The sequence below is a fragment of the Pontibacter sp. MBLB2868 genome, from assembly GCF_051904785.1.
In the GTDB taxonomy this organism is placed as follows: domain Bacteria; phylum Bacteroidota; class Bacteroidia; order Cytophagales; family Hymenobacteraceae; genus Pontibacter.
The window spans coordinates 3,597,900-3,623,177 of sequence record NZ_CP196710.1 but is presented as its reverse complement, the minus strand read 5'-3'; the positions used below and the strand labels follow the sequence as shown (position 1 = coordinate 3,623,177).

The following is a 25,278-nucleotide window of genomic DNA, read 5'->3' as shown; positions in this document are numbered from 1 at the left end:
TCATAAAAAGACCGGGGCTGCCTTGACTGGCGGTCCCGGTTTTTTTATGTCTTTTGCAGCAGCAGCCCTAATATCTTACCTACTCCTTCTGTGGGACTTATTTTTTTAATAGGAGCAAGCCTTAGCCATTCCTTGCGTGCATTGTTTATGACTTTAGCATCTATTTCCGAGGTTTGCAGACGCCAAGATGCCATAATAGCTGCGATAGCTGTTTTGATAGCTGCCGCCTTTACCCGAATAGTATGTGGCGCATAGCGCGCTGGGTGCAGGTGCACATACCTGCCTTCTATCACTCCCCATCTCAGTACCCAATCTGTTGAATCTGATAATGTAATGCAGCGGTAGTGGTTGTCTGTGAGCGATAAGTACTCGCTGAATTTCTCAGGCTGAAGCAGGTCCCGCTTCTCCAAATGATCTATTGTCTCCTGTGCTATCTGAAGCGGCGTAAGTGGGCCACAATACAGGTCTAGTTGTGATGTGCCTAACGTGAGCAGGTCTTGCTGTATATCAGGTACAGCGCTTGACCTGTTAGCCTTCATGTAGGCTACAATGTGCCCCAGGTGGTGCTTAAGGGGGTGGAAAAGTACCGGCTTTGGGAGGTCAGAAGAAAACATGGTCTCACTGTCATGATCTTTTAACTTGTACTTAAGGGGCCTTGCTTTGGGTTGTCAAATTATTTTTCGGGTAAAGCAACTAAGGTTCAGTTATATGCATCTATAGATCATGAACAGAACGGATTAGGGTTTGCTCCGGCAAGGCATCTCGTAAAATTGGGGCAAGTTAGTAGAAAGAGAGGTGGCATAAGTCGATAAAAAGTCCCGGTAAGTATAAACTTATAAGGAAATAGCAAATTGAATAGTACCTTGTATAGCAAACTACCGTAAAAGAATAAAATATCTCCGGTAAAACATAAACTATGATCAAGCTAAACAACATACATAAATACTATGCCGTGGGTCAGAATAAGTTGCATGTGCTGAAGGGCATAGATATGCATGTGCGGGAAGGTGAGTTTGTGTCTATTATGGGTTCATCAGGTTCGGGTAAATCCACGCTGCTAAACATATTGGGTATACTCGATGACTATGAAACCGGGGAATATAACTTGGCTGGTACCTCTATTAAGAACCTCTCTGCTACCAAGGCTGCCTATTACCGCAACAAGTTTCTGGGTTTTGTATTTCAGTCATTTAACCTGCTCTCGTTTAAAAATGCGATGGAGAACGTGGCGCTGCCACTCTATTACCAGAAAGTAAGCCGCAAAGAGCGCAACAAACTGGCACTGGAGTACCTGGACATGGTAGGGCTGAAAGATTGGGCGGAACACTCTCCAAAAGAGATGTCTGGGGGGCAGAAACAGCGAGTAGCCATAGCCAGGGCCCTTATTTCGCAACCCAAGCTGATACTTGCCGATGAACCAACCGGTGCGCTTGATACCCAGACATCTTATGAGGTAATGGACATTTTTAAGGATGTAAACAGCAAGGGTATGACAGTAATGATCGTGACCCACGAGAACGATATCGCAGATCAGACACACCGTATTATCCGGTTGAAAGATGGCTTGATCGTGAATGATGACCATGGCCTGCAAGAGACTGCCGGCAACGTATCTGCCAGAGAGGTCGCACGGTAACACGATAAGGCAGCAGTTAAAATCAAACCTCAATCAGTAACCGCTATATACATGTTCGATTTAGACAAATGGCAGGAAATATTGGCAACGATGCAGAAGAACAAACTGCGGACGTTCCTGACGGCCTTTGGCGTGTTCTGGGGTATATTTATGCTGGTGCTGCTGCTTGGGGCAGGCAAGGGCCTGGAAAACGGCGTGATCAACCGCTTTGGTAACGGGGCCAAGAACAGTATCTACATATGGAGCGGTAAAACTGCGCTGGCCCATAAGGGAATGAGTCCTGGTCGAGAAATAACGCTAACGAATGAAGACCTGAAAGTAATTGACAGGGAAGTACAGAACCTGAACATGGTGGCCCCCCGCAACCGCGTGTTTGGCGAGTACACGATCAACTATAAAAAGCAAAACGGCTCTTTCCAGGTTTTTGGCGCGGAGCCGGATTTTATGCTTATGAACGGGGAGACTGCTTTCCGTGGCCGCCTGCTGAACGAGAACGATGAGATGGAGAAGCGGAAGGTAGTTGTGCTTGGAGAGCAGGCTGCCAAAGTGATATTTGGGGAGCAGGACCCAATTGGCGAATACGTTAATATTCGCGGCATTTATTTTAAAGTTGTTGGCACTTTTAAGACCGGTGGCAATAACGGTGCCCGACGAGAGGAGCGTGCCTACATTCCTTTCTCAACAACACAAAGTGCTTTTAATCAGCCAAACCAGGTGCAGATGATGGTCCTGACAGCCCAGGACGGTGTGCCCGCCAAAGAGATGGAAGACCGCTTACGTGTGCTGTTGGCGCAGCGGCATAAATTTGCCGAAAACGATGACATGGCCCTGGGGATAGAAAACACAGAAGCAGAGTTTCTGAAGGTAATGGGCCTATTTAGCGGTATCCGCATTTTTGTCTGGATTGTAGGTATAGGCACACTCATAGCCGGTATTGTTGGTGTAAGTAACATTATGCTCATCATTGTAAAAGAGCGGACCCGTGAGATCGGTGTTAGAAAAGCCTTGGGGGCCACTCCGGCTTCTATCGTCAGCCTTATACTTCAGGAATCCATCGTGATCACCGGCGTGTCAGGTTACATGGGGCTGTTGGCAGGCACGGGGCTACTTGCCTTGATGGAATATGCCATGGAGTCGTCGGGGGCAGAAATGCCTTTCTTTGCCAACCCGGAGGTAGATCCGGGAGTAGCGCTGTCGGCAACGTTGGTGTTAGTTATATCCGGTGCTTTGGCTGGCCTTATGCCGGCCTTAAAGGCTGCCCGCATTAAACCTATAGAAGCGTTACGCGCTGATTAACCTGAGAGCCATGATAGACATCGATAAATGGACTGAGATCTACAATACTGTAAAGAAGCACAAGCTTCGTACAGCATTGACTGCTTTTGGCGTGTTCTGGGGCATTTTTATGCTGGTGGTGTTGCTTGGGGCAGGCAAGGGCCTTGAGAACGGCATCGTAGGCGAGTTTAACATTGCAAAAAATGCTGTCTTTATCTGGACCCAGCGTACCAGCGTTCCCTATATGGGGCTGAAGGCGGGCAGGTTTATCCAGATGACGAACGACGACGTGGCCGCCATACGGGCCAATGTGCCGGAGGTAGCCGTTATTGCGCCGAACAACCAGCTTAACGGAGACTTTGCAGTTAACTACCAGACAAAAAGTGCCGCTTTTACCGTGCGTGGAGAAACACCCGAAATGCTACAGGTAAGGCCAACTAAAGTAATGACCGGCAGATTTATCAATCAAAAGGATATTATTGAGCGCCGGAAGGTAGCAGTTGTGGGGCCGAGAACGCTGGAGCTGCTGTTTAAGGACATAGATCCTATCGGGAAGTACATCAACATAAAAGGCAGCTACTTCCAGGTAGTGGGTACTTTTGAGCCTGTTGGTAAGGGCGAGGACATTGTAGAAGACTCCAAGATCATCTACCTGCCAAATACTTCCCTGCAGCAAACATTTAACCAGCCAAACCAGGTAGGTTCGCTGGCCATGACACCAGTGGCAGGTGTGCCTGCCGCTGTGATAGAAGATAAAGTTAAAGCCTTACTGATGAAACGACATAATGTGGCGCCGGATGATTTGAAAGCTTTTGGTTCTGCGAACATAGAAAAAGAGTTTCAGGACATACAGGGCTTGTTTACCGGTATAGCGGGCTTTAGCTGGTTGGTAAGTATAGGCACCATCTTCGCCGGAATTATTGGGGTGGGTAATATTATGCTGATCGTGGTGAAGGAGCGGACAAAGGAGATCGGGGTTCGTAAAGCGCTTGGTGCCACTCCCTGGTCTATTATCAGCCTGATCATACAAGAGTCTGTTGTAATAACCGGTTTGGCAGGATATACCGGTTTGCTGGCAGGTACTGGTATAATTGCCATTATAGAATACTTTATGCGCAAGTTTGATGTGCAGGCGGGGTACTTCGGTGTTCCGGAGGTTAACTTAGGCATTGCACTTTCTGCTACTATACTGCTTGTGTTAACCGGTGCTCTGGCGGGTCTGATACCTGCTACTAAAGCCGCACGAGTAAATCCGGTAGTGGCGTTACGCGATGAATAATTAAAAAAGAATTAAAGACTTAAACTATACTTCCATTATGAAAAAGGTTTTTCTAGGCTTATTCATTATCATTTTCCTGGGTCTTTCGGTTTGGCTGGGCTACTACTTTTACAACAAAGCCAATACTGATCCGGTGGTGTATAAAACAGAGACTCCCTTTAAGGCCGACATTGTGAAAAAAACAGTTGCCACAGGTTCTATTGTACCGCGCAAGGAGGTGCAGGTAAAATCGCAGGTATCGGGCATAGTGGAGGAACTGCACGTGGAGGCAGGCCAGGTTGTGAAGAAAGGGCAGCTTTTAGCTAAAATACGAATAGTGCCCAACATGGTAAGCGTGAACAATGCCGAAACACAACTTGAAACAGCTAAACTGAATTTTAACGAGGCAAAGCGCGAACTCGCCCGTTATGAACAGCTGTATGAGCAGAAGGTAATTCCGGAGCAGGAGTACCAGAAGTATAAAGCCGACTATAATCTGAAACGTGAAGCCATGCAGGCTGCGGAAAGTAACCTGTTACTTGTCCGTGAAGGAGCCTCCCGTAAAAGTGGACAGGCATCTAATCTGGTATATTCTACCATAGACGGAATGCTGCTGGACGTGCCTGTAAAGGTGGGTACTTCCATCATCGAACGCAACAACTTTAATGAGGGTACTACCATTGCCACAGTGGCAGATATGCGTAGCCTGGTGTTTGAGGGTAAGATCGATGAGTCGGAGGTAGGTAAGTTGCGTGAAAACATGGCCCTGCTCCTGACTATCGGGGCTATAGAAGGGCGTGTATTTAATGCCAAACTGGAATATATTGCCCCAAAAGGCGTATTGGAAGAAGGTTCTATAAAATTCCCGATACGGGCACAGGTAGTGCTTAACGATAAAGATTTTATCAGGGCGGGCTACAGCGCCAACGCTGATATTGTGCTGGATAAGCGGGATCAGGTGCTGGCGATCAAGGAGAGTATGCTGAAGTTTGAGAAGGAACAGCCTTATGTGGAGGTGGAAAAGTCGCCGCAGACTTTTGAGAAACGTATGGTAAAAACCGGTCTGTCTGATGGAATAAATATTGAGATCGTGTCTGGCCTTTCAAAAAATGAAAAGGTGAAAGTGCCGGATGCTACTATCGCCCAGATGTAACGCAACTAAGATGGATAGTGGAAAAGGTGAGTGTAACAGCTCACCTTTTTGTTTAAATGCTACTGAAACAGCCATGTTAGCAGGAGGTGAGAAGGCAGGAAGACAAACAATGGGAAGAACAGCATCACGATCCAGAAGTATAGGCTTTCGGGGATTCGGGTCTGAGGGTTATTGCCCGGTCCAAAAACCCAGTTAATATTTTCTTTTGGATCTGTGAAAAGGTACACAATAGGGAGTACGACCCAGGTCAGAAGCGTTTGCCAGTATATTGCCTTTGGGTTGTAGCCCCATTCCAGTAGCAGCCAAATAACAAGGGCAGGTAGAAACACATGGAAAAGAGAGAGCCCGCGCAGGAAAAGACTCTTGCTACTGTCAAACATATAATCGCTTAGTCCCAGTAATGGCTTTTGCCTGATGAGCCTTCCAAAATAATCAATGTTCCAAATGATCTCCAGGCCCAGTACGCCCACAGCGATCATACTTACCAGCATCCTGCTCTCCGTCCATAGCGATATGCCGATGGCGAACAGGGCGATATCTGAGAACCAAAGAAAGTTGGCAGGTTTATACTTTACCCAATACACAGGCACAAGCACCACCACAAATAAAGTATAAGACAGTTGCAGCCAGAGCGGAACAGTTGAGCCCATCATGTTTTATGTTTGTTGAAGATACAGGTATGGCTATAGAAACGATGCAGTGCAACGAAGAAAAATGATTTACTTTCCTGATCAATTTTAAAAGGCACTCTACAGGTTTATAAGTATAAAATAGAGTTTTAAATTTGCAGCAGCATATTTAACAAACGCGTTATGGCACAACATTACAATACACCTTCGGCAATTCAGATCGTAGATTTCAACATGTTCTATGCAAAGGCTTTTTACGACCTTAACCATGAATGGATATCTAAATATTTTGTAATGGAAGATGCCGACACGAAGTCTTTAACCGACCCGCAAGGGTACATCATAAACAAAGGCGGCTATATACTGATGGCGCTTTTTAACGGGGAGCCTGTTGGTACCTGTGCCCTGCTTTATGAGGAAGAAGGTGTGTTTGAGTTGGCCAAAATGGCTGTTGCCCCTAAAATGCAGGGCATGAAAATTGGTAAGATGCTAGGAGAAGCGGCAATAGACAGAGCCCGGCGTGCTGGGGCAAAGAAACTATACCTGGTATCAAACAGACGACTTGAAACGGCCCTTAACCTGTACCGCAGGCTTGGTTTTGTTGAGGTGCCCATGCCACCGAGCATCTATGAACGGGCTGACATAAAAATGGAGCTGGACCTGTAAAGCGTAGATTCAAAAAGAGGTGTGCGCGCCATGTTTATGGTGCGTAAAACAAGATGCTGCTACTACTTAACCTAGGTCAGGCTTGTCTGCCTGTTCTGGTCCATTCGTGCAATTCCTTCTGTCATCCAGCAGCCTTTGTACTTGCCCTTTCGTTGCTTGGCTAGTATAAATAAAAATACTTCTTCATGGCCATCTCTGCCGTTGATCACTGCCAGTTGGTACGCGGTATTTCCTGTAACAACTAACTGCCCCAACTTAAAGCTTTTGAAGTTTAACATGGGGCTATAGGCAGGATTGCGAACCATAAGCCTAAAGTGATTAAGCGGACCAAGATGCATCCTGTTTCTGGGTGATGAAAAATTGAAAACAGTGATGATGCCACTATCCTGACGGTCATTTTGCTGTAAAGCGCGAAGCTGTATCCTGATCACTTCGCGGGGTGAAAGCGCTTTGTCAGGTTTCAGATATGTCCATTTTGAGGTAGAATTTGTCTCTTCGCTTGGTGATGTGTAGGAGGCGTAGTGCTGATCGTCTGGTGAAGGAGCTGCGGGGAATTGCATGAAAAATAGTGTTAGCAAAAGAATTCCAGTTGCCAGCATTATCTTATCAAACACTTTTTCTATACCCTTCATACTAAATATGTACTTTGGTTAGAGAAGGATAGTTTTACTAAAAGCGGCTTTTAAAAGTGAACACAGGGAATTATGCAGGCAAATAGAGTGCTGGCAAACAAACAGGGAGACCTGCGTATATATTCATCATTGTAAAATGCTATGAAGAACCTGCTCTCGCATCATGTAAGAAAAACCAAGCGCTGGTTTCTGCACTGGCCAGTCGTCCGGCACTTCCAGCAAAAGCACCCCGGCATAGCGTCTTTTATCAGTAACAGGTTTCACCCAAAAACTTTTGTAGGGCTGCCACTCACTTTAATTGTAGCAGTAATCTGGATAAACATCATGCTCCTATCTGAGCTAACGGAAAGCGTGATCGACTCGGAGTGGATCGTGATCCTGGACAAGAAGTTCACAGTTTTTCTTTACAACTTCAGATCCCCCTGGCTGAGCCAGTTCTTATATGCCATTTCTTACCTGGGGGAGCAGATAACTGTTTTTATAGTTGGGGCATTGGTGTCGGTTGTGTTCCTGTACAGGAGGCGGTTTGTGGCGCTGGTTGCTTTCTGGCTTGTTATGGGCGGTTTGGGTATTTCAGTGAGGTACGGGAAAACGTTTATCAGCCGTGCACGTCCTTCTGATGTTGCTTATTATCAGGTAGAGCATTTCTCCTTCCCGAGTGGGCATGCAACCACTGCTCTGGCCCTATATGGCTTATTAGCTTATTTTCTTTACAGGCATTACAACAAAAATGCTTACCAGAATCTTACGATTTGGCTTTCTGTTATACTCATCTTCCTGGTTGGGTTTAGCAGGATCTACCTGGGTGTGCACTACCTGTCAGATGTGTTAGCTGGTTACTTGCTGGGGCTGCTATGGCTTTTAGTAGGTGTGAGTTTGGTAGAGGTAATGATGTACCGTAAAAATAAGATGCCCTTTGATGATGACAGCATCTAAAAAGCACCTTTTTTGATTTTTCTCGTATTCCCTGTGTTATGAAACGCAAGTTATACCACAGCTTTTGCTGCTTCGCCCTCTTACTATTTATTTTTTTTATAAGTGCCATGCCGGCTTCTGCTTATGGAGTGCTCTCGCACCAGGCAGTAGTAGATGCCAGTTGGGAAAAAGGCCTGAAGCCGCTGCTTTTGCGCCGCTACCCAAATGCCACTGAAGCAGAATTGAAGAAAGCTCATGCCTTTGCCTACGGCGGCTCTATTTTACAGGACATGGGGTACTTCCCTTTCGGGAGCGTATTTTTTACAGACCTTTTGCACTATGTGCGCAGCGGGGACTTTGTAGAAAACCTGATCAGTTCTTCCGAAACACTGGATGAGTATGCTTTTGCACTGGGTACCCTGGCACATTACAATGCCGATAACTACGGACATCCAATCGGTACCAACCAGGCTGTGCCGCTGGTGTACCCAAAAGTAAAACAGAAATTCGGGGAAACAGTAACCTATGCCGATGACCCCGTTTCACATATTAAAACAGAGTTTGGGTTTGATGTGCTGCAGGTTGCCAGGGGCAACTATGCTCCGGAAGCTTATAAAGACTTTATAGGATTTGAGGTAGCCCCTGATCTCCTTAAGGAAGCTTTTCTGAAAACGTATGGCTTGGAACTGAAAGACGTTTTTGTAAGTCTTCCGTTGGCAGTTGGCTCCTATCGCTATACAATTAAGGGTCTGATGCCAGACCTTACAAAAGCGGCCTGGCAGGCAAAGAAAGATGAGATACAAAAATCGAAGCCAGGACTTACGCAGCGAAAGTTCATGTACAGTATGCGCATGTCTGAATACAAGAAAGAATGGGGTACTACCTTTGACAGACCTAATATTTTTGCCCGCTTCACTGCCTGGATCATAAAGCTGCTGCCTAAAGTAGGGCCCTTACGGCCGCTGGCCTTTGTGCCCCCAGGCCCGGCAGCAGAAGAGCTTTTCATGAAAAGCTTTAACAGCACCCTTGACCATTATATGGCTAATCTAAAGCAGCTGTACTCAAACAGGCAAAGCAACTTGAAAAACCTGCAGCTGGATACCGGTAAACCAACGGTTTCTGGGCAATACAAACCTGCCGACGAGGCATACGCAAAGTTACTGCATAAGCTGTCGGATGCAGATTTTGAGAATATCCCGCCAGACCTGAGACGCCATCTGCTGCAATTCTACAAAGATGAAAAAGCCCCCAATTTTCAGAAGGAGGACGAGGGGGAATGGGAGAAAACTCAGGAAGCTCTCACAAGGTTAAGGGCAATGCAGCAGTAGCTGAGTTTTATTGCACTTTTTTATACCGATCCAAAGGCAAATAATTGCAATATGGAATATAGGGTATATTTAGTTATAACAAATTATTTATACTTCCGGCTTGCAGAAATAGTGAACATTGCGCAACCCTAGCCTCCTGTTTCGCGATAAAATAAACCTAGCACCTTTCACATTCAGTGATTATTCGTGCTAAAATAAATTTAATTAAAGTAATCGATACTATGGAAAATAATCAGAATAATAAAAACTCGCAGCCTCAGTCAAATACAAATTTAAATCCGCAAAGCTCTTCAAGTTCTACGAGCAACCAAAGCTCAAACATGCAGAGCAGTAGTTCTAAATCTAGCAACATGCAGGGCCGTAGCAACCAGCAGGGTACTACAGGTCAGGGTGGTTTAAAAAACATTCAGGATAAACTACAGCAGTTTGGCAGCGCCACTGCGCAGAAAGTAAGTAACCTAAGCACAACACAGAAAGTTGTTGGTGGTTCGTTGCTGGCTCTTGGTGCAGGTTGGTTAGCATTAGGCTCTAAAAATAAAAATAAGATCAAGAACCAGGCAGGTTCGCTTGCTTCGTCAGCCAAGGATAAGATCAAGTCAGAGAAACATAGCCGGAAATTCGGCAACTCCGGATCGTCTAGCATTGACGCACGCGTAAAATAAGAACCACATTAGCATAAGAAATAGAGAGCCGGGCAGATTGTCCGGCTCTTTTTTTTGGCGTATAGGCATGTAAAGAAACAGGCTTTGGCGTATGGCATTTCAAATCCTGACGTACCATACCAGGTAACAGGTTTACATAAGGTAGCATGACAACTAAGATCACTCTTGAATTCGACCATAAAATAAGTCTTACCCCTGATGGGAAACATGTGCGTGATGGCCTCTCCACAGCCTTGCGCACCGGGGATAACCTGTGGCTTAGCTGCGATGAACGTACTGCTGTGGAGAGGCTCACACTTACTGCAAAGGGCACCTTTGCACAGCACGCGTCTTTCAGGCTGAGCGATTATCTTGACTTGCCGGGGCAAGAGCAAAGTGAGGTGGACATTGAGGGAATGGGTGCGGCAAACGGGTATATGTGGATCATGGGCTCGCATAGTTTAAAGCGGAAGAAACCAAAGCGCCATGCGAGCATCCAAAAACAGATAAAGCAGCTGGCGGACATAAAAAATGATGCGAACAGATACTTATTGGCTCGTATTCCTATGATACAGGATAAGGAGTCGGGCCAGTTTACGCTCTACAAGGAGGTAGAAGACCCGGAGCAGGAAGGCCGTCTTCTCAGAGCAGCCCAGCTGCATGGCGATAAAACCAGCAGCATTTTATCAGAAATACTGCTAAAGGATGAGCACTTAGCACCTTTCATGACCATTCCCGGAAAAGATAATGGGTTTGATGTAGAAGGCCTTGCCGTATTTGGAAATCGCCTGTTCATTGGTTTGCGAGGACCAGTGTTACGGGGTTGGGCAGTTGTGCTGGAAGTAGAGCCGGAAGAAGATAAAAAAGGGAAGCTGCACCTGAAAGAGTTGGGGAACGGACGCCTTTACCGAAAGCATTTTTTGAATCTGCGTGGCAAAGGGATCAGGGAGCTGCGGGTATTTGGAGATGATATGTACCTGCTCGCCGGCCCAACAATGGATCTGGACGGAGTAATTGCTATTTACCGCTGGCCCAATGCCGTGAAGCAGGAAAAAGAACAGTTGCTGCATAATAATGAGTTGGAACGGATTGGTGAAGTACCACACGGAACCGGTGAGAACACCGGTAAAGACAAAGGCGAAGGGCTTGCCTTTTTTGATGAGAAGCATGTTTTGGTTGTATTTGACAGCCCTGTAGAGGAACGCAAAGTAGGCAAAGACGCTGTTCAGGCAGACCTGATCAGAGTTATATCCTAAGCCGTTTACAACCTTCTCGAAAATATTTAGCTATACAGCAGTAAGTACCTTAACTCAAAATATAAAACTATGAACGATATATTGAAAGCAATGGCAGGCGGAGTAGCAGGTGCCTGTGTGTTAACGCTGGTGCATGAAACGCTGCGGAGAGTAGTGCCGGATGCCCCACGCATGGATGTGCTGGGGATGCGCTCAATCTCAAAACTGATGCAAGAAGCAGGAGAAGAGCCACCAAGGGATAGAGAAGAACTTCATAACTGGTCGTTGGCCGGTGATGTGGTGTCAAACTCCTTGTACTATAGTTTGGCCGGAACCGGGAAAAGTGCCTGGTGGCGTGGGGCTTTGTTAGGAGCTGCGGCTGGAGCAGGTGCTGTTCTTTTACCGGGCCCTTTAGGTTTGGGAGAGGAGCCAAGTAATAAAACAACCAAAACGCAGGCAATGACTGTCGGTTACTACTTGCTGGGAGGCCTGGTGGCGGCGGCTGTTGGGGCCGCTCTCAGCGATGATGCTGACTAAGTAACCATACCCTCCTCAAACTGCTGAAAACAAGTATGAACAATTTGCCAGTAGCTTGAGGAGGATATATTTTACATCTCTATTTCGTTAGTATCTGTTTCTGTACCCATGTTCTCTGTCGTGTCCAGCGGGGTAGCCTGTTCTTCGATCATGCCCTCGTCCTCATCGTTAAGTCTTCCGTCCACTTCATTTTCCGTCGTTTCAGTATCCACTCCGGTTGTGTTATCAGTTCCGCAACTATAAAGGCTTAAGCTTAAGAATAAAGCTCCAGAAAGCATCATGGCATATGTTCTTTTCATAATTTCGAATTTTGGTTAGATACTGTTTTACGGGCCACTTAGGAATTTGATAAGGTATTTAATATTTACCGCTGTACCGTGCGCGTTCCTGAAGGTAATCCTGCCTAGCCTGCTCCAGCTCATTTATAATAAGTTTACGTTGCTCCCGCAGCTGCGCTACCAGGTTGTTCCTCTTAAAAAATAGCCTTAGTAACAGCCAGTGCTCTTGTGTGTGGAGCAGCCTGCTCCAGTAGTGTAAGGTGAAAAATCCGCTGGCAGGGAGGCTAAGGAAGTATAAAATGAGCCACTGGGGCTCCAAGTCCAGTAGGTGCCACGCCAGCCATACTTCAAGAAAATAAAAGACCGGGAAAGAAAAAATGCCTGCGGTAAGCATGATCGGCGCATACCATTCTTCCTCTTTGGTTATAGCACGTGCTATTTTTGCGGGAATGATGTAAGGGAGATAATTATGCACCAAACCATAGAGGTATAAAGGCATTCCGAGCACCAGGTAAAGCAAGCCAAGTATACTTTGCCTGACCACAATGTCCTCACCTTTTCCCAGTACTGCATCCTGAAGCCGAAGTCGCTTTAGTTGCAACATATAACTGTTAATGCCCTGCTTAAGATGCACCACCCTTGCCGGTGCCGTCTGGCCGAAATAGGAGATGCTCTTTACAATGGCCTTCGTAATTTTAAAATCATACTCATAGTTGGTGGCACCTGATGAGGCAACAGTGGCTAACCTGCCTTTATACAAGATCTCTACCTGCTTTGCCAGTTCATCCTCTTCTTCAGTATGCGTGTGAATGATCAGGTTTTCCATTCGTTGCCTTATTTCTTCGGTCAGGGCAAGTACTGCCTCTTTCTGGTCCTGCCGGTAGTGTGCTAGGTAGTCTGCTACGGCGATAGGTTTACCAATATTCACTAACAAGTTGCTGCGGAACCGGGTAGAGGCGGAATAATTAAGCCCTACGGGTAATATATTTATTCCCAGCGGTTGAGGCTGTGCTCCTTCGGCACCTAGGGCAATTCGTGCAGTTCCTGTTTTTATCTTGCGTAACCGGCGCTGGTTAAAGCTGTTCCCTTCCGGGAAAATGAGGAGCGCTTTCCCTTGGTTCAAAGCCAGAAAACTGGCTGCAAATGCTTCGGCATTATCAATGTTCTGGTCCGGGTTATCCTCCCGGCGGTGTATAGGTATGAGGTGCATCTGGCGGAGCATCCAATTCTGGAATTTTGATCCGAACACAGTGCTTTTAGCGATAAAAAATACGGGCTTGTGCAACAGCGAGGCTGTTACAATAGGATCCATAAAAGTATTAGGATGGTTGGATACGATTAAGAGGGGGCCTTTTGCAGGAACGAAATTGCGGTTAATAACTTCAAATTTCCTGAAGAAAACCCATAACCCAGCTCTATAGATTAATTTAAGAAGTGCGTAAAGCATACTGCATGCAAATTCTGACTAACGAATGAGGGGCAATATAAATCTATTTTGCCTTTACCCCAACCAGCCAGTCGTAAGCCGACGTCAGATCATCGAAGGCTTTGGCCTCGAAAGGCAGAGGATAATCTTCGTTATTCAGGAAGTTAGGTAGCACCTGCTCGGCAGCTTCATCAAAAGAGTTGAGCACAGCAAAACGCTTTAACGGCAGCTTTCGGAAAAGAGGTAAGAATACATTCACAGTCCACTCCAGGTCATTTTGGGGCAATGCAGGCAGTGAGCGCCTGTCAGCAATAGCAAAATGTACATCGTAAAGTCTTACATAAGAGTTGAATCTTAGCAGTGCCTCCCGGTATTGTTGGCTGGTGCACTTCCCGTACCACTGTGTTACTAACACATTTGGAGTTTCGTAAAGCTCTACATGTAGGTATTCAGAGTCGAAACAGATCATATACGGTCGGGCTTTGGGTGGGTGTTACATTAGGTAATTATAAAGATTAATCTCTAAATATCAAAGTTTTAACCTCTTAATTTTACATTAATAACTATTGTTTTTTTAACACAGGAAGTATGTTTTTTATACTTCATAGCAATACCCGGTTATTACATAAAAAACTGCCCCATCTGCAGAGCCAAAACGCAGACGGGGCAGCAATAGCTGTCATTCAGATAATTGATTATTTTGTACGAAGGTTGTTGGCGTTGCTGCCGTCCAGCTTACGCGTGTCTTCTTCTTTTTTTGCTGCTACATTACCAGCCTCTTCTTTACCCTCATACTCACCATCCATTATGTCAACCTCTTTCTTTTTGGTACCCAATAATGGTTCAGGATTTTCATCGGGTAAGCGCTTGCTCTCATCAGCGTTAGTAATAATGTCGTCTTCTTTAGGTGTTTCCATGTTCATTTCTTAGTTATCTTACTTTAGTTTACGGATTACAGCGCGAATGTTTACCCGCTTAAGCTGCCCCTGGGTTTAGTTTTTAATTAGTTTTAAGAAAATAAATCAGGCAATAATGGCCGCTTTGCAGCTTTCTGCGGCAATAAGTTGCCAAGTAGTGGATTTTACTTTTGCCTGCCCCAACATTTTGCGCTAACTTTGGGCAATTTATACATACCACACCATGCCTAAAGACACCAGCATTAAATCTGTTCTTATTATCGGCTCCGGCCCAATTGTTATCGGCCAGGCCTGTGAATTTGATTACTCCGGCTCTCAGGCCGCCCGCTCTCTGCGCGAAGAGGGGATTGAGGTAATACTGATCAACTCTAATCCGGCTACCATCATGACTGACCCTGTAACGGCAGATCATGTGTACCTGAAACCGCTGGAGAAGAAATATATTATCGAGATATTAGAGAAGCATAAGATTGATGCTGTACTGCCAACTATGGGCGGGCAAACCGCTTTAAACCTGGCCATCGATTGTGATAAGGCAGGTGTTTGGGAAAAGTACGGTGTCCGTATGATTGGGGTGGATATAAAAGCCATCGAAACGACAGAGGACCGGGAAGAATTCCGACTGAAAATGATAGAGCTAGGCGTTAACGTTTGCAAAGGCGAGACGGCTACCTCTTTTCTGGAAGGAAAAGAAATTGCGCAAGAGATCGGTTTCCCGTTAGTGATCAGGCCATCGTTTACGCTTGGCGGCACCGGGGGCGGTTTTGTGAACACCCCTGAAGAGTTCGATGCAGCGCTGACCCGTGGTCTGCATGCTTCGCCTACGCACGAGGTATTGGTTGAGCAAAGCATCATGGGCTGGAAAGAGTATGAACTGGAGTTGCTGCGCGACAATGTCGGTAACATCATCATCATATGCTCTATCGAGAACTTTGACCCTATGGGTATCCATACCGGTGACTCCATTACGGTAGCTCCGGCCATGACACTTCCTGACACCATCTATCAGCAAATGCGCGACCTTGCTATTAAGATGATGAATGGAATCGGGCAGTTTGCCGGTGGCTGTAACGTGCAGTTCTCTGTTAACCCGGAAGATGATACCATCATCGCCATTGAGATCAACCCGCGCGTTTCCCGCTCATCAGCACTGGCTTCTAAAGCAACAGGCTATCCTATTGCCAAAATAGCTGCCAAGCTGGCTATCGGTTATAACCTGGATGAACTTAAAAACGCCATCACCAAAACAACATCGGCTTATTTTGAACCGGCACTGGACTACGTGATCGTAAAGATACCGCGCTGGAATTTTGATAAGTTCCCGGGTGTTGACCGTAAACTAGGCCTGCAGATGAAATCTGTGGGTGAGGTAATGGGCATTGGGCGTACGTTTCAGGAAGCGCTGCAGAAGGCTTGCCAGAGTTTGGAAATTAAACGAAACGGTATTGGCGCAGACGGTAAAGAAAAGACTAATTACGATGAACTGATCTATAGCCTGTCTAACCCGAGCTGGAACCGCTTGTTCAGTATAAAAGATGCCATGCGCATCGGTATCCCGACCAGCACTATTCAGAAGATCACCAAGATAGATCCATGGTTCCTGGCTCAGATTGAGGAGCTGGACGTGATGGAGAAAGAAATTGAAAAGTATAGCCTGGATACTATTCCAGCAGATCTGCTGCGTGAGGCAAAAGTAAAAGGGTATGCAGACCGGCAGATCGCGCACTTGCTGCGTTGCCTGGAAAGCGAAGTATTTAATGTACGCCAAGAGTTAGGCATCAAGCGTGTGTATAAAATGGTGGATACCTGCGCGGCAGAGTTTGAAGCCACCACGCCATACTACTACAGCACTTTCGACGGCGAGAATGAGAGCATTGTAACCGATAAGAAAAAAGTTGTTGTGCTAGGCTCTGGCCCTAACCGGATCGGGCAGGGAATTGAGTTCGACTACAGCTGCGTGCATGGTGTACTGGCGGCAAAAGAGTGCGGCTACGAAACCATCATGATCAACTGTAATCCCGAAACAGTGTCTACTGACTTTGATATTTCGGATAAGTTATACTTTGAGCCGGTATTCTGGGAGCATATTTATGAGATCATCCTACACGAGAAGCCAGAAGGGGTTATAGTACAGTTGGGTGGACAAACAGCGCTGAAACTTGCCCAGAAGCTAGACCGCTATGGTGTAAAAATATTCGGTACCAGCTACCAGGCCCTTGACCTTGCCGAAGATCGTGGTTCATTCTCAACGTTACTCCGTGACCTGAGCATTCCTTATCCTCCTTTTGCAGTTATCGAAACAGCCGAAGAAGCACTGGAGCTTAGCAAAGAACTGAAGTTTCCGCTGCTGGTACGCCCTAGCTACGTACTGGGTGGCCAGAACATGAAGATCGTGATTAACGAGAAAGAGCTGGAGGCCCACGTGATTGACCTGCTCAAAGACCATCCGGGCAATAAAGTGTTGCTGGACCACTTCCTGGACAATGCCATTGAGGCCGAGGCAGATGCTATCTGTGACGGAGAGGATGTGCACATTTGTGGTATTATGGAGCATATCGAGCCAGCAGGCATCCACTCCGGAGACTCTTATGCAGTGCTTCCTCCATTTGACTTGAGTGATAATGTGATCAGGCAAATTGAAGAACATACCCGGAAAATAGCGGTAGCGCTGCAGACAGTTGGGGTGATCAACATTCAGTTTGCAATCAAGAACGAGACAGTGTACATCATTGAGGCCAACCCTCGTGCCTCCCGTACGTTCCCGTTCATAGCCAAGGCATACCGTGAGCCATACATCAACTATGCTACCAAGATCATGCTGGGAGAGAAGAAGGTGAAGGATTTCGAATTCAACCCTTATAAGCACGGATACGCCATTAAAGTACCGGTGTTCTCTTACAACAAGTTTCCGGAAGTGAACAAAGAGCTTGGCCCGGAAATGAAGTCTACAGGAGAAGCGATCTATTTTATTGATGACCTGCAGGATGATTATTTTGTGAAAGTATACTCTGAGCGTAACTTATACCTGAGTAAGTAAGCTTAACAAATAACCATAAAAACAGGGGGCACTTCAGTAAATGGAGCGCCCCCTGTTTTTATTTTAAGTGCCATGATAAAGTGGCCGGATAATTGATTGCACAGACCTTAGAAAATCGGAGGTTTTATAATTGGGAATAAGTGAAGTGCAGCGCCCGTCAAGTAACTTTGAATCTTATCTTTTATACTATAAATTGTTAGTCCAATAGAACAAATTTTAAATAGAAACATATGCGCAATAAAGTATCTACAGTTCAGATGGCCTCCTGGCTTTTTTTGATGATGATGGGCGTGCTGGTAAGCTGTACTGCTCCGCGCGCAGTAATAAACTCTGGTAAGGTAACAGCACCAGGCAAGTTTAAGGCCGGTGTGAACTTTGGCGGCAATATAGCAACAGAGCCTCTTAGCCAACTGGACGATATTACGAAAGCTGCCGTTGATGCCATTGCTAAGAAAGACACCGTGTTTTATGATGATGAGGTAGAAACCGCAACAAAGGCACTTCTGGCTTACGCTTTAGACCCTGTTGGGCCTACCTTCGACTTTTACATCCGTTATGGAATAGCGCCACGCCTTGATGCGGGGTATAAGTTTGCTTCAGGTGTACACGTATTTGATACGCAATACCAGTTTCTTGGCCCTGTTGGCACACCAGAAGCCCCTGGGCAGGGGGATTGGTACGGAAGCATAGGCTTGCAGTATGCAGGGCAGAGTTCTGATTGGATAGACGGATTGTTTCTGGATAAGCTGCAACCTGTGTTGCAGTTCACGGCCAAACGCAAAGATGTTACGATCCCGATTATCTTTAGCAAGTCCTTCGGACCGGAAGAAGAGAATGGAAGTATTGCCTTTGGTGCCGTCTACAACCATACGTTTATCAAGTATGGATTTGAGCCGGGCAGGTTGTTTAAAAAGTATGGTAGCGAAGTAGAAGAAATCAACCCGCTGATGGAGAAGAACAGCTTCGGGTCTTACGGATTTTTTGTGAATGCCAGGTTCGGCATTAAGTACATCTACATAGTGCCAGCCCTCACGGTTTACTACCAGAACTATGGTGACTATAAACTTCTCAATAAATCCGTTTACAGCTACTCCGGATTAACGCTTATTCCATCTATTGGCTTACAGGCGAGTTTCGGAAAAGGGAGATAAACTAATATTTTATACTAAAAGGGTTCTTCTCAGAAATAGGGAAGGACCCTTTTAGTATAAGAATTACCAACATAAGCAGCAGGAAAGATTAACCAAAAGGCGGGCATTATAATATTTGCCTACACGAACAGCTAACAGGGCATCAAAGAAGCCAGAAAATTCTGCTACAAACAACAAAGGAACTAAGCCATTCTTCAAAGCATTAACCAAGTATACTTCTTATCTTTGCACCGTCTCCGCCAAAACGGCAGATAAAATGTTTTGGCAAGGGAGTTGTTTAATAGATAAGGTACTGTTTTTGCAGTATACTATTTTGTTAAGAAAGCATTAGCATGATTAAATACATCCTCACCACCATACTTATTATTTACTTTGTACGACTGGTTGCCCCTGTCCTGTTCAGATGGCTTTTAGCATTATTTGTCAAAAAAAGCCTTCGCAATGGTTCGTTCTTTTACAGCAACATGAAACAGCAACAGCGCCAGTACCAGGATTTCCATCAGAATAACAGCCAACCTAACTCCAAAAGCAACGGCAGCGTGAAGATAGACTATGTACCTGACCAGTCTGACCGAAAGGATTTCAACGGCGGCGAGTATGTAGATTATGAAGAAGTGAAATAAAACTATTATCTTTCAACCTCTATTTTGAGGTTTTTGAAAGATATGACAACACCCTTTGACTTTAAGCGTGATGTGCTCCCTCACATCATTGCAGTAGCAATTTTCCTGGTCCTGACGGCGGTTTACTTCTCGCCAGTGGTATTTGGCGATAAAGGCCTTGCGCAGCACGACATCCTGCAATTTAAAGGCGGCGCCAAAGAAATTCAGGATTACCGTGAAGCGACAGGCCAGGAGGCACTCTGGACGAACTCCATGTTCAGTGGCATGCCTGCTTACTTGATCAACACGCACTTCCCCGGCGACTGGTCAGGCTACATCCACAAAATACTTACATTCGATTTGCCTGCACTGGCAGGTAACATTTTCATCACGCTGATCTGTGCCTATATATTATTGGTGGCTATGGGCATGAGTTCGTGGCTGGCAATTGTAGGGGCAGTGGCGTTCTCGTTTACAACTTACAATTTTATTATCCTGGAAGCAGGGCACAATACAAAGTCACTTACCATAGCCTATATACCCATGGTTCTGGCCGGTCTGATCTATGCGCTGCGAAAGAACCTTTGGATCGGGGCCGCGTTATTTGCCGTTGGCCTTACCATGAACCTGCACTTCAATCACCTGCAGATGACCTATTACATGCTCCTGTTGATACTGGTGTTTGCTATAGTAGAGATCATCTATGCAGTGAAGCACGGCACTTTTGCCGAGTTATTAAAGCGAGGCCTGGTATTAGCAGTAGCGGCGGTGCTGGCAGTAGGGGTGAATTTTGGCAGATTGTATACTACCGCTGAGTACGGTGAGTATAGTATTCGTGGTAAGTCAGAGCTTACGCAGCCCAATAGTGGCGAGAACGTAGGCAGCGGCCTTGACAGAGATTATGCCTTTAACTGGAGCTATGGTGTTGGCGAAACTATAACCATGCTAATCCCCGACTTTTATGGCGGTAGCAGCAGCGCATCGTTAGATACAGATTCCGAAACCTATAATGCTTTTCTAAAAATGGGCGCGCCACCTGTACAGGCGGAGCAGCTTGTAAAGCAGGGCTTGCCTATGTATTGGGGGCCGCAGCCCATGACGAGCGGACCAGTGTATATTGGTGCTATTATTATCTTCCTGTTTGTGCTGGGGCTTTTCATAGTAGACCGCCGCTGGACGAGCTGGTTGGTTGCCGGTACGATCCTTTCTATTGTGTTGGCCTGGGGTAAGAACTTTGAAGCGTTCAACTACTTCATGTTCGACTATTTCCCGCTATACAATAAGTTCAGAGCAGTATCTTCGACATTAGTAATTGCTCAAATTACTATTCCGTTCCTGGCTTTACTGGCTCTCTGGAAACTGCTGCGTGAGCGGGATCTTATTAAGGACCTGGACAAGAAACTCCTGATCTCAGGTGGAATAACGGCAGGTATCTGTTTGTTAGTGTGGTTATTTGCCGGTGCGTTCAGCTTTACTTCTGCCGCAGACCAGCAGTTAATGCAGGCGCAGTTCCCGGTAGATGCCATTCGTGCAGACCGTGAAAGTATGATGCGCTCTGATGCCTTCCGTTCGTTTATATTTATTGTGCTGGCAGCAGGGTTACTTTATGTATATGTTAAAAATAAGGTTTCAGCTACCGTTGCCATTGCCGGTGTAGGTGTGCTGATACTGGTAGATCTGTGGTCTGTGGACAAACGTTACCTGAACGAGGCAGATTTCCAGCGGGATGTAGTAGCAACGCATTTCCAGCCTACGCAGGCAGACCAAATGATCCTGCAGGACAAAGACCTGAGCTATAGAGTTATCTATCTTCCGAACCCGTTTAATGATGCCCGCACCTCGTATTTCCATAAATCAATAGGAGGTTACCATGGTGCAAAGCTGCGACGCTACCAGGACGTGATAGATCGCCATATCTCTCAGAACAACCTGGAGGTTTACCGTATGCTGAACACGCGTTATGCCATTACGGGCAATCCGCAGCAGCCGGTGCAGCGTGTACCAGGCGCACTGGGCAATGCCTGGTTTGTTGAGGAGGTTAAGCCGGTGCAGTCTCCGGATGAAGAGTTGGATGCCCTTACCATGTTTGATGCTGGTACTACAGCGGTTATTGATGTAACTAAATTCCCGGTTGAAAAGCAGAGTTATTCTGCAGATAATGCCAACATCGAGTTAGTATCTTATCAGCCAAACGACCTGAAGTATGAGTATGAGGCACAGCAGGATGGGCTGGTTGTGTTTTCTGAAATATACTATGCTGATGGATGGCAGGCGTACCTGGATGGTAAGCCTGTAGACCACATCCGCGCCGATTATATCCTGCGTGCCATGCAGGTGCCGGCAGGAAAGCACACCATTGAATTTAAATTTGCTCCAAAAGCTTACACACTTGGTAATACTATTTCGTTGATCTCTTCAATCCTTTTACTGCTTGTTGTAATCGGAGTAGTTGCTTACAGCGTTAAAAAGAAACCAACCGAGGAGCCGATTGTTGCCAAAGTATAAGCTGAAGAAATTAACCAGTAATGAGCACCTGGCTCATTGCAATAAAAGACAGGAGCCTCAGCTAAATGCTGGGGCTTCTTTTTAATACATGGAAGCACCTCTTCAACAAGTTCATGATCAGCTACTAGCGGATCATAAAATAGCGCTTTGGGTAAAGCGGGAAGACTTGTTGCACCCACATATATCTGGCAATAAGTGGCGTAAGCTTAAGTATAACCTGCAGGAGGCTGGCCACTTGTCAAAAGATACGCTGCTAACGTTCGGGGGGGCTTATTCAAACCACATTGCTGCCACAGCAGCAGCTGGTAAGGAGTTTGGCTTTAAAACAATCGGCATGATTCGCGGTGAGGAGCATTTGCCGCTTAATCCGACACTTAGCTTTGCCGTTTCCTGTGGCATGCAGCTGCACTACATTACCCGTGAAAGGTACCGTCAAAAAAATGAGCCGACTTTTCTGAATGAATTAGCAACCCACTTCGAGCAGCCATACATTATACCGGAGGGAGGCACTAACACTTTAGCAGTAAAAGGTTGTTCTGAAATAACGGAGGAGATAAATATTGACTACGATTACATCTGTTGCGCATCTGGCACTGGTGGTACTCTGGCCGGCATAATTGCAGGCCAGCAAGGTGAGCAGCAGGTATTGGGTTTTCCGGCACTAAAAGGGGGAAGCTTTTTAAAGGAGGAAATTGAGCAACTGGTTTTAGCCTACAACGGGCAAGCCTACCCTAATTGGAAACTGATCACGGATTATCATTTTGGAGGATACGCGAAAGTGAAACCGGAGCTATTGGCGTTCATGCGCACCTTTCAGGAACAGCACAACATTCCGTTGGAGCCTGTCTATACCGGGAAGATGTTTTTTGGGCTGTATGACCTGATTGAAAGAGGCTTTTTCCCGGAGAACAGTAAAATTATTGCCATACATACCGGAGGACTGCAAGGCAATGCCGGCTTTCAGGAACGCTTAGGTATTAAGGTATAATAGTTGTATTAACTGTTTGGGTTAACCTGTCCTGACTTTTATAGTAGTGTGTATCTGCTCCAGGATGGTAGTTTCTGCAACTTATTAGTCCGGTTTACAGTTTTGTAAGCGGATATCTTAAAATTCAATTAAAGCTACATAGCATACCCCATGCCCTTAATCCGTCTTCTCATCAAGCTTATTCCCTGGATCATTGTTTTGGTGGCCGGTATTTTCTTATGGCGAATGGTTAAAGATTATTTTGCAGATAACGAAGCAGAGAAAGAGCCGAAGGTTGTAGTAAATTACAATACCATACTAACCTCTGTGGAAGACTTAGGCAAGATGGAATTGGTCCGCTATAATTTTAAGGATGTAGTGGAGTATAAAAAGAGTGTGTCGCGTTGGGTGCCTGACTCTAAAATAGTGCTCATTGTATCAGGAGAGGCAGTGGGATGTGTAGACTTTACGCAAATAACCCAGGCTGATATTCAGTTCCAGGGTGATTCGCTGGTGCAGATAGCCATTCCTGCCCCGGAAATATGCTATTATAAAGTTGATCACAGTAAGTCCAAGGTTTTCAGTAAAGAGAACACCTACTTTCAGGATGCAGACCTGGTGGAAGAAAGTTTCCGGTACGCAGAGCAGAACGTGAAGAAAGCCGCTTTAAATTCAGGCATTCTGCGGCAGACAAAAGTAAATGCTGAAAAGATACTGAAACCAATGCTGGAAGAGATAACAGGTCGCAGAGTGGTGCTGGTGCCGCAACGGCGCATCAAAAACCCAAAGCTGCCACCTAAAAGATAGGGGCGTGCCGGCCAGTTGTTTCTAACTCCTATGCTGCAAGCAGGACAATAAATTTCTAGTTTTCCAGCTCTTTTATGGCATCTTGTACAAGGTCGTTCTCATAGCCTTTGCTCACTAAGAAGTAAGTTAGTTTCTGGCGTCGGGCAAAAGGGTTCTTCTCTTTTTCGGTAGCATTCTTTTTCTCCAGAAGGTGCAGCAGGTTTTGCTCATATACTTCAGGGTCAATTTCTTTCATGCCCTGCTTTATGCAGTAATCGGAAATTCCTTTACTTTTCAAGCCTTGCAATATCTTCCTGCGGCCCCACTTTTTAAGGCCATACTTACCCCGGACATAGCTCTGGGCATAGCGTTCCTCGTCTATCATCTTTTCCTGGCTCAGCCTGATGATCAGTTCCTCTACATCATCCGGCTCCAGGCCATAGGAGTATAACTTGTCGCGCACCTCCTGCTGCGTGCGATCCTGGTAAGCGCAGTAGACAGCCGCTTTGATCAGCGCCTCCTTCGGGGTATAGTTTTTTTGTTTCTTCTGTCGCTCCAAAGTGGTGTGGTTGGTTATCTAAATTAAACATCCTGCCACAGCACAAGGTTCTGAAGAAGGAGAGTTAAAAAGCTTGAAAGTTAAAAAGTGCAGGGAAGCTAAAGCAAATATAATCATGTAAATTCCTAATCCATCCTGTAAATCTTGATTCAGACAATTAGTAATCAACAATTAAATCCCGGACATTTGTAGTGAAAACAATTTAAATATGCTGTCAAAAGGAGTACGGCACATGCTGCTGGCTACGTTTTTCTTTTCACTGATGAACGTTCTCGTCAAGCAGGTGTCGCATATACCGGCGGTGGAGGTTATCCTTTTCAGGTCGGTTGTATCGCTGGGAATGAGTTGGGCAATGCTGAAAAGGCAGGGTGTAAGCGTATGGGGTACTCACCATGGGCTGCTGATCACGCGGGGCATAACCGGGGCCATGGCGCTGATCCTTTTCTTTATTACGCTGCAGAATATACCGCTGGCCACTGCCGTTACCATACAGTACCTTTCCCCAATCTTCACCACCATATTGGGCATTTTCATTGTCAAGGAGAAGGTAAAACCCTGGCAATGGGTTTTCTTCCTGTTGTCATTCAGCGGCATCCTGGTTATTGAGGGTGTGGATGCACGTATTTCGCCGCTTTACCTGGCGCTTGGCTTAGGCAGTGCCCTTTTTGCTGGTATAGCCTATAACATGATCAGGAGGCTCAACACCCGTGAGCACCCACTTGTCATCGTGTTTTACTTTCCGTTAGTGGCGCTACCCGTTACCGCGCTTTACTCTCTTTTTAACTGGGTGCAGCCTGTAGAATGGGAGTGGGCTATACTTATACTTATCGGAGTGCTAACCCAGCTGGCACAGTATTACATGACCATGGCCTATCAATCTGAAGAACTGTCAAAGGTTGCCAACCTGAATTACATCGGTATTATTTATGCGTTGATCTTTGGGTTTGTGTTCTTTGGAGAGCTTTTCAGCGTTTGGTCATATGTCGGAATGGCGCTGGTATTAGTGGGGGTTATCTTCAATATCCGTTACAAAAACCGGCTCTCAAAGCAGGAGGCGCTGGCAACCATGCCTTCAGAAAAGATCAACAGGTAGTTTTTGTGAAAGAACTAGTATAAAATCAGATAAAATATAAACATGTGTGGCT

Annotated in this window: 25 protein-coding genes; 17 read left to right on the top strand and 8 right to left on the bottom strand. The window is 46.0% G+C overall.

Features of this window, described 5'->3' with window-relative positions:
- Window positions 1-44 precede the first annotated feature (44 nt).
- Window positions 45-614 carry a hypothetical protein gene (locus tag ACSX1A_RS15475; RefSeq protein ID WP_439880547.1) on the bottom strand — a complete coding sequence of 190 codons (570 nt, stop codon included), beginning with the start codon at window positions 612-614 and terminating at the stop codon, window positions 45-47.
- Between the two features lie 302 nt (window positions 615-916).
- Between ACSX1A_RS15475 and ACSX1A_RS15470 the strand changes: the two genes are divergently transcribed.
- The 4 genes from ACSX1A_RS15470 to ACSX1A_RS15455 are packed head-to-tail and all read left to right on the top strand — an operon-like array spanning window position 917 to window position 5,322.
- Window positions 917-1,636 (top strand): ABC transporter ATP-binding protein, encoded by a 720-nt coding sequence (locus tag ACSX1A_RS15470; protein WP_439880546.1) that lies wholly within the window; start codon window positions 917-919, stop codon window positions 1,634-1,636.
- Window positions 1,637-1,687: 51 nt separating this feature from the next.
- On the top strand, window positions 1,688-2,932 hold the full coding sequence (locus tag ACSX1A_RS15465; protein WP_439880545.1) for an ABC transporter permease: 1,245 nt from the start codon (window positions 1,688-1,690) through the stop codon (window positions 2,930-2,932).
- Between the two features lie 10 nt (window positions 2,933-2,942).
- The gene (locus tag ACSX1A_RS15460) at window positions 2,943-4,190 is read left to right on the top strand and encodes an ABC transporter permease (RefSeq protein WP_439880544.1); all 1,248 of its coding nucleotides are present in this window, start codon (window positions 2,943-2,945) and stop codon (window positions 4,188-4,190) included.
- Between the two features lie 37 nt (window positions 4,191-4,227).
- Window positions 4,228-5,322: an efflux RND transporter periplasmic adaptor subunit gene (locus ACSX1A_RS15455; RefSeq protein ID WP_439880543.1), complete on the top strand. Its 1,095-nt coding sequence runs from the start codon at window positions 4,228-4,230 to the stop codon at window positions 5,320-5,322.
- 59 nt (window positions 5,323-5,381) lie between these two features.
- On the opposite strand, the gene ACSX1A_RS15450 is transcribed toward ACSX1A_RS15455, so the two are convergent.
- Window positions 5,382-5,975 carry a membrane-associated protein gene (locus ACSX1A_RS15450; RefSeq protein WP_439880542.1) on the bottom strand — a complete coding sequence of 198 codons (594 nt, stop codon included), beginning with the start codon at window positions 5,973-5,975 and terminating at the stop codon, window positions 5,382-5,384.
- Between the two features lie 159 nt (window positions 5,976-6,134).
- Here ACSX1A_RS15450 and ACSX1A_RS15445 point away from each other — a divergent pair, with 159 nt between their 5' ends.
- Window positions 6,135-6,617 carry a GNAT family N-acetyltransferase gene (locus ACSX1A_RS15445; RefSeq protein WP_439880541.1) on the top strand — a complete coding sequence of 161 codons (483 nt, stop codon included), beginning with the start codon at window positions 6,135-6,137 and terminating at the stop codon, window positions 6,615-6,617.
- A 71-nt stretch (window positions 6,618-6,688) separates the two neighbouring features.
- Here ACSX1A_RS15445 and ACSX1A_RS15440 read toward each other — a convergent pair whose 3' ends face one another.
- On the bottom strand, window positions 6,689-7,177 hold the full coding sequence (locus ACSX1A_RS15440) for a DUF4864 domain-containing protein (RefSeq protein ID WP_439880540.1): 489 nt from the start codon (window positions 7,175-7,177) through the stop codon (window positions 6,689-6,691).
- 213 nt (window positions 7,178-7,390) lie between these two features.
- Between ACSX1A_RS15440 and ACSX1A_RS15435 the strand changes: the two genes are divergently transcribed.
- The 5 genes from ACSX1A_RS15435 to ACSX1A_RS15415 all read left to right on the top strand — a co-directional run bounded on the left by ACSX1A_RS15435 (window position 7,391) and on the right by ACSX1A_RS15415 (window position 11,905).
- Window positions 7,391-8,185 (top strand): phosphatase PAP2 family protein, encoded by a 795-nt coding sequence (locus ACSX1A_RS15435; protein WP_439880539.1) that lies wholly within the window; start codon window positions 7,391-7,393, stop codon window positions 8,183-8,185.
- Between the two features lie 107 nt (window positions 8,186-8,292).
- Complete coding sequence (locus ACSX1A_RS15430; protein ID WP_439880538.1) at window positions 8,293-9,492, top strand: zinc dependent phospholipase C family protein; 1,200 nt, start codon at window positions 8,293-8,295, stop codon at window positions 9,490-9,492.
- A gap of 221 nt (window positions 9,493-9,713) precedes the next feature.
- On the top strand, window positions 9,714-10,154 hold the full coding sequence (locus ACSX1A_RS15425; protein ID WP_439880537.1) for a hypothetical protein: 441 nt from the start codon (window positions 9,714-9,716) through the stop codon (window positions 10,152-10,154).
- A gap of 146 nt (window positions 10,155-10,300) precedes the next feature.
- The gene (locus ACSX1A_RS15420; protein WP_439880536.1) at window positions 10,301-11,389 is read left to right on the top strand and encodes a DUF3616 domain-containing protein; all 1,089 of its coding nucleotides are present in this window, start codon (window positions 10,301-10,303) and stop codon (window positions 11,387-11,389) included.
- 69 nt (window positions 11,390-11,458) lie between these two features.
- Entirely contained in the window at window positions 11,459-11,905 is a 447-nt protein-coding gene (locus ACSX1A_RS15415) for a hypothetical protein (RefSeq protein WP_439880535.1), read from the top strand.
- A 71-nt stretch (window positions 11,906-11,976) separates the two neighbouring features.
- Here the strand turns inward: ACSX1A_RS15415 and ACSX1A_RS15410 are convergent, their stop codons facing one another.
- The 4 genes from ACSX1A_RS15410 to ACSX1A_RS15395 all read right to left on the bottom strand — a co-directional run bounded on the left by ACSX1A_RS15410 (window position 11,977) and on the right by ACSX1A_RS15395 (window position 14,526).
- The gene (locus tag ACSX1A_RS15410; protein WP_439880534.1) at window positions 11,977-12,204 is read right to left on the bottom strand and encodes a hypothetical protein; all 228 of its coding nucleotides are present in this window, start codon (window positions 12,202-12,204) and stop codon (window positions 11,977-11,979) included.
- 58 nt (window positions 12,205-12,262) lie between these two features.
- On the bottom strand, window positions 12,263-13,630 hold the full coding sequence (locus ACSX1A_RS15405; protein ID WP_439880533.1) for a lysophospholipid acyltransferase family protein: 1,368 nt from the start codon (window positions 13,628-13,630) through the stop codon (window positions 12,263-12,265).
- 43 nt (window positions 13,631-13,673) lie between these two features.
- The gene (locus ACSX1A_RS15400) at window positions 13,674-14,078 is read right to left on the bottom strand and encodes a hypothetical protein (RefSeq protein WP_439880532.1); all 405 of its coding nucleotides are present in this window, start codon (window positions 14,076-14,078) and stop codon (window positions 13,674-13,676) included.
- A gap of 226 nt (window positions 14,079-14,304) precedes the next feature.
- The gene (locus tag ACSX1A_RS15395; protein WP_439880531.1) at window positions 14,305-14,526 is read right to left on the bottom strand and encodes a hypothetical protein; all 222 of its coding nucleotides are present in this window, start codon (window positions 14,524-14,526) and stop codon (window positions 14,305-14,307) included.
- Window positions 14,527-14,749: 223 nt separating this feature from the next.
- Between ACSX1A_RS15395 and carB the strand changes: the two genes are divergently transcribed.
- From carB to ACSX1A_RS15365, 6 genes are all read left to right on the top strand, one after another.
- On the top strand, window positions 14,750-17,563 hold the full coding sequence (gene carB / locus ACSX1A_RS15390) for a carbamoyl-phosphate synthase large subunit (RefSeq protein WP_439880530.1): 2,814 nt from the start codon (window positions 14,750-14,752) through the stop codon (window positions 17,561-17,563).
- A 230-nt stretch (window positions 17,564-17,793) separates the two neighbouring features.
- Window positions 17,794-18,714 (top strand): hypothetical protein, encoded by a 921-nt coding sequence (locus tag ACSX1A_RS15385; protein WP_439880529.1) that lies wholly within the window; start codon window positions 17,794-17,796, stop codon window positions 18,712-18,714.
- 332 nt (window positions 18,715-19,046) lie between these two features.
- Entirely contained in the window at window positions 19,047-19,337 is a 291-nt protein-coding gene (locus ACSX1A_RS15380; RefSeq protein WP_439880528.1) for a DUF4834 family protein, read from the top strand.
- A gap of 42 nt (window positions 19,338-19,379) precedes the next feature.
- A complete protein-coding gene (locus tag ACSX1A_RS15375) occupies window positions 19,380-21,821 on the top strand; it encodes a YfhO family protein (RefSeq protein WP_439880527.1) in 2,442 nt (813 codons plus the stop codon).
- An 88-nt stretch (window positions 21,822-21,909) separates the two neighbouring features.
- Window positions 21,910-22,809, top strand: a complete 900-nt coding sequence (locus ACSX1A_RS15370) for a 1-aminocyclopropane-1-carboxylate deaminase/D-cysteine desulfhydrase (RefSeq protein WP_439880526.1) — start codon at window positions 21,910-21,912, stop codon at window positions 22,807-22,809.
- A 150-nt stretch (window positions 22,810-22,959) separates the two neighbouring features.
- A complete protein-coding gene (locus ACSX1A_RS15365; RefSeq protein ID WP_439880525.1) occupies window positions 22,960-23,595 on the top strand; it encodes a DUF4230 domain-containing protein in 636 nt (211 codons plus the stop codon).
- Between the two features lie 55 nt (window positions 23,596-23,650).
- On the opposite strand, the gene ACSX1A_RS15360 is transcribed toward ACSX1A_RS15365, so the two are convergent.
- On the bottom strand, window positions 23,651-24,133 hold the full coding sequence (locus ACSX1A_RS15360) for a regulatory protein RecX (RefSeq protein WP_439880524.1): 483 nt from the start codon (window positions 24,131-24,133) through the stop codon (window positions 23,651-23,653).
- A 208-nt stretch (window positions 24,134-24,341) separates the two neighbouring features.
- Here ACSX1A_RS15360 and ACSX1A_RS15355 point away from each other — a divergent pair, with 208 nt between their 5' ends.
- Window positions 24,342-25,226: a DMT family transporter gene (locus ACSX1A_RS15355; RefSeq protein WP_439880523.1), complete on the top strand. Its 885-nt coding sequence runs from the start codon at window positions 24,342-24,344 to the stop codon at window positions 25,224-25,226.
- The last annotated feature ends 52 nt before the right edge of the window (window positions 25,227-25,278 follow it).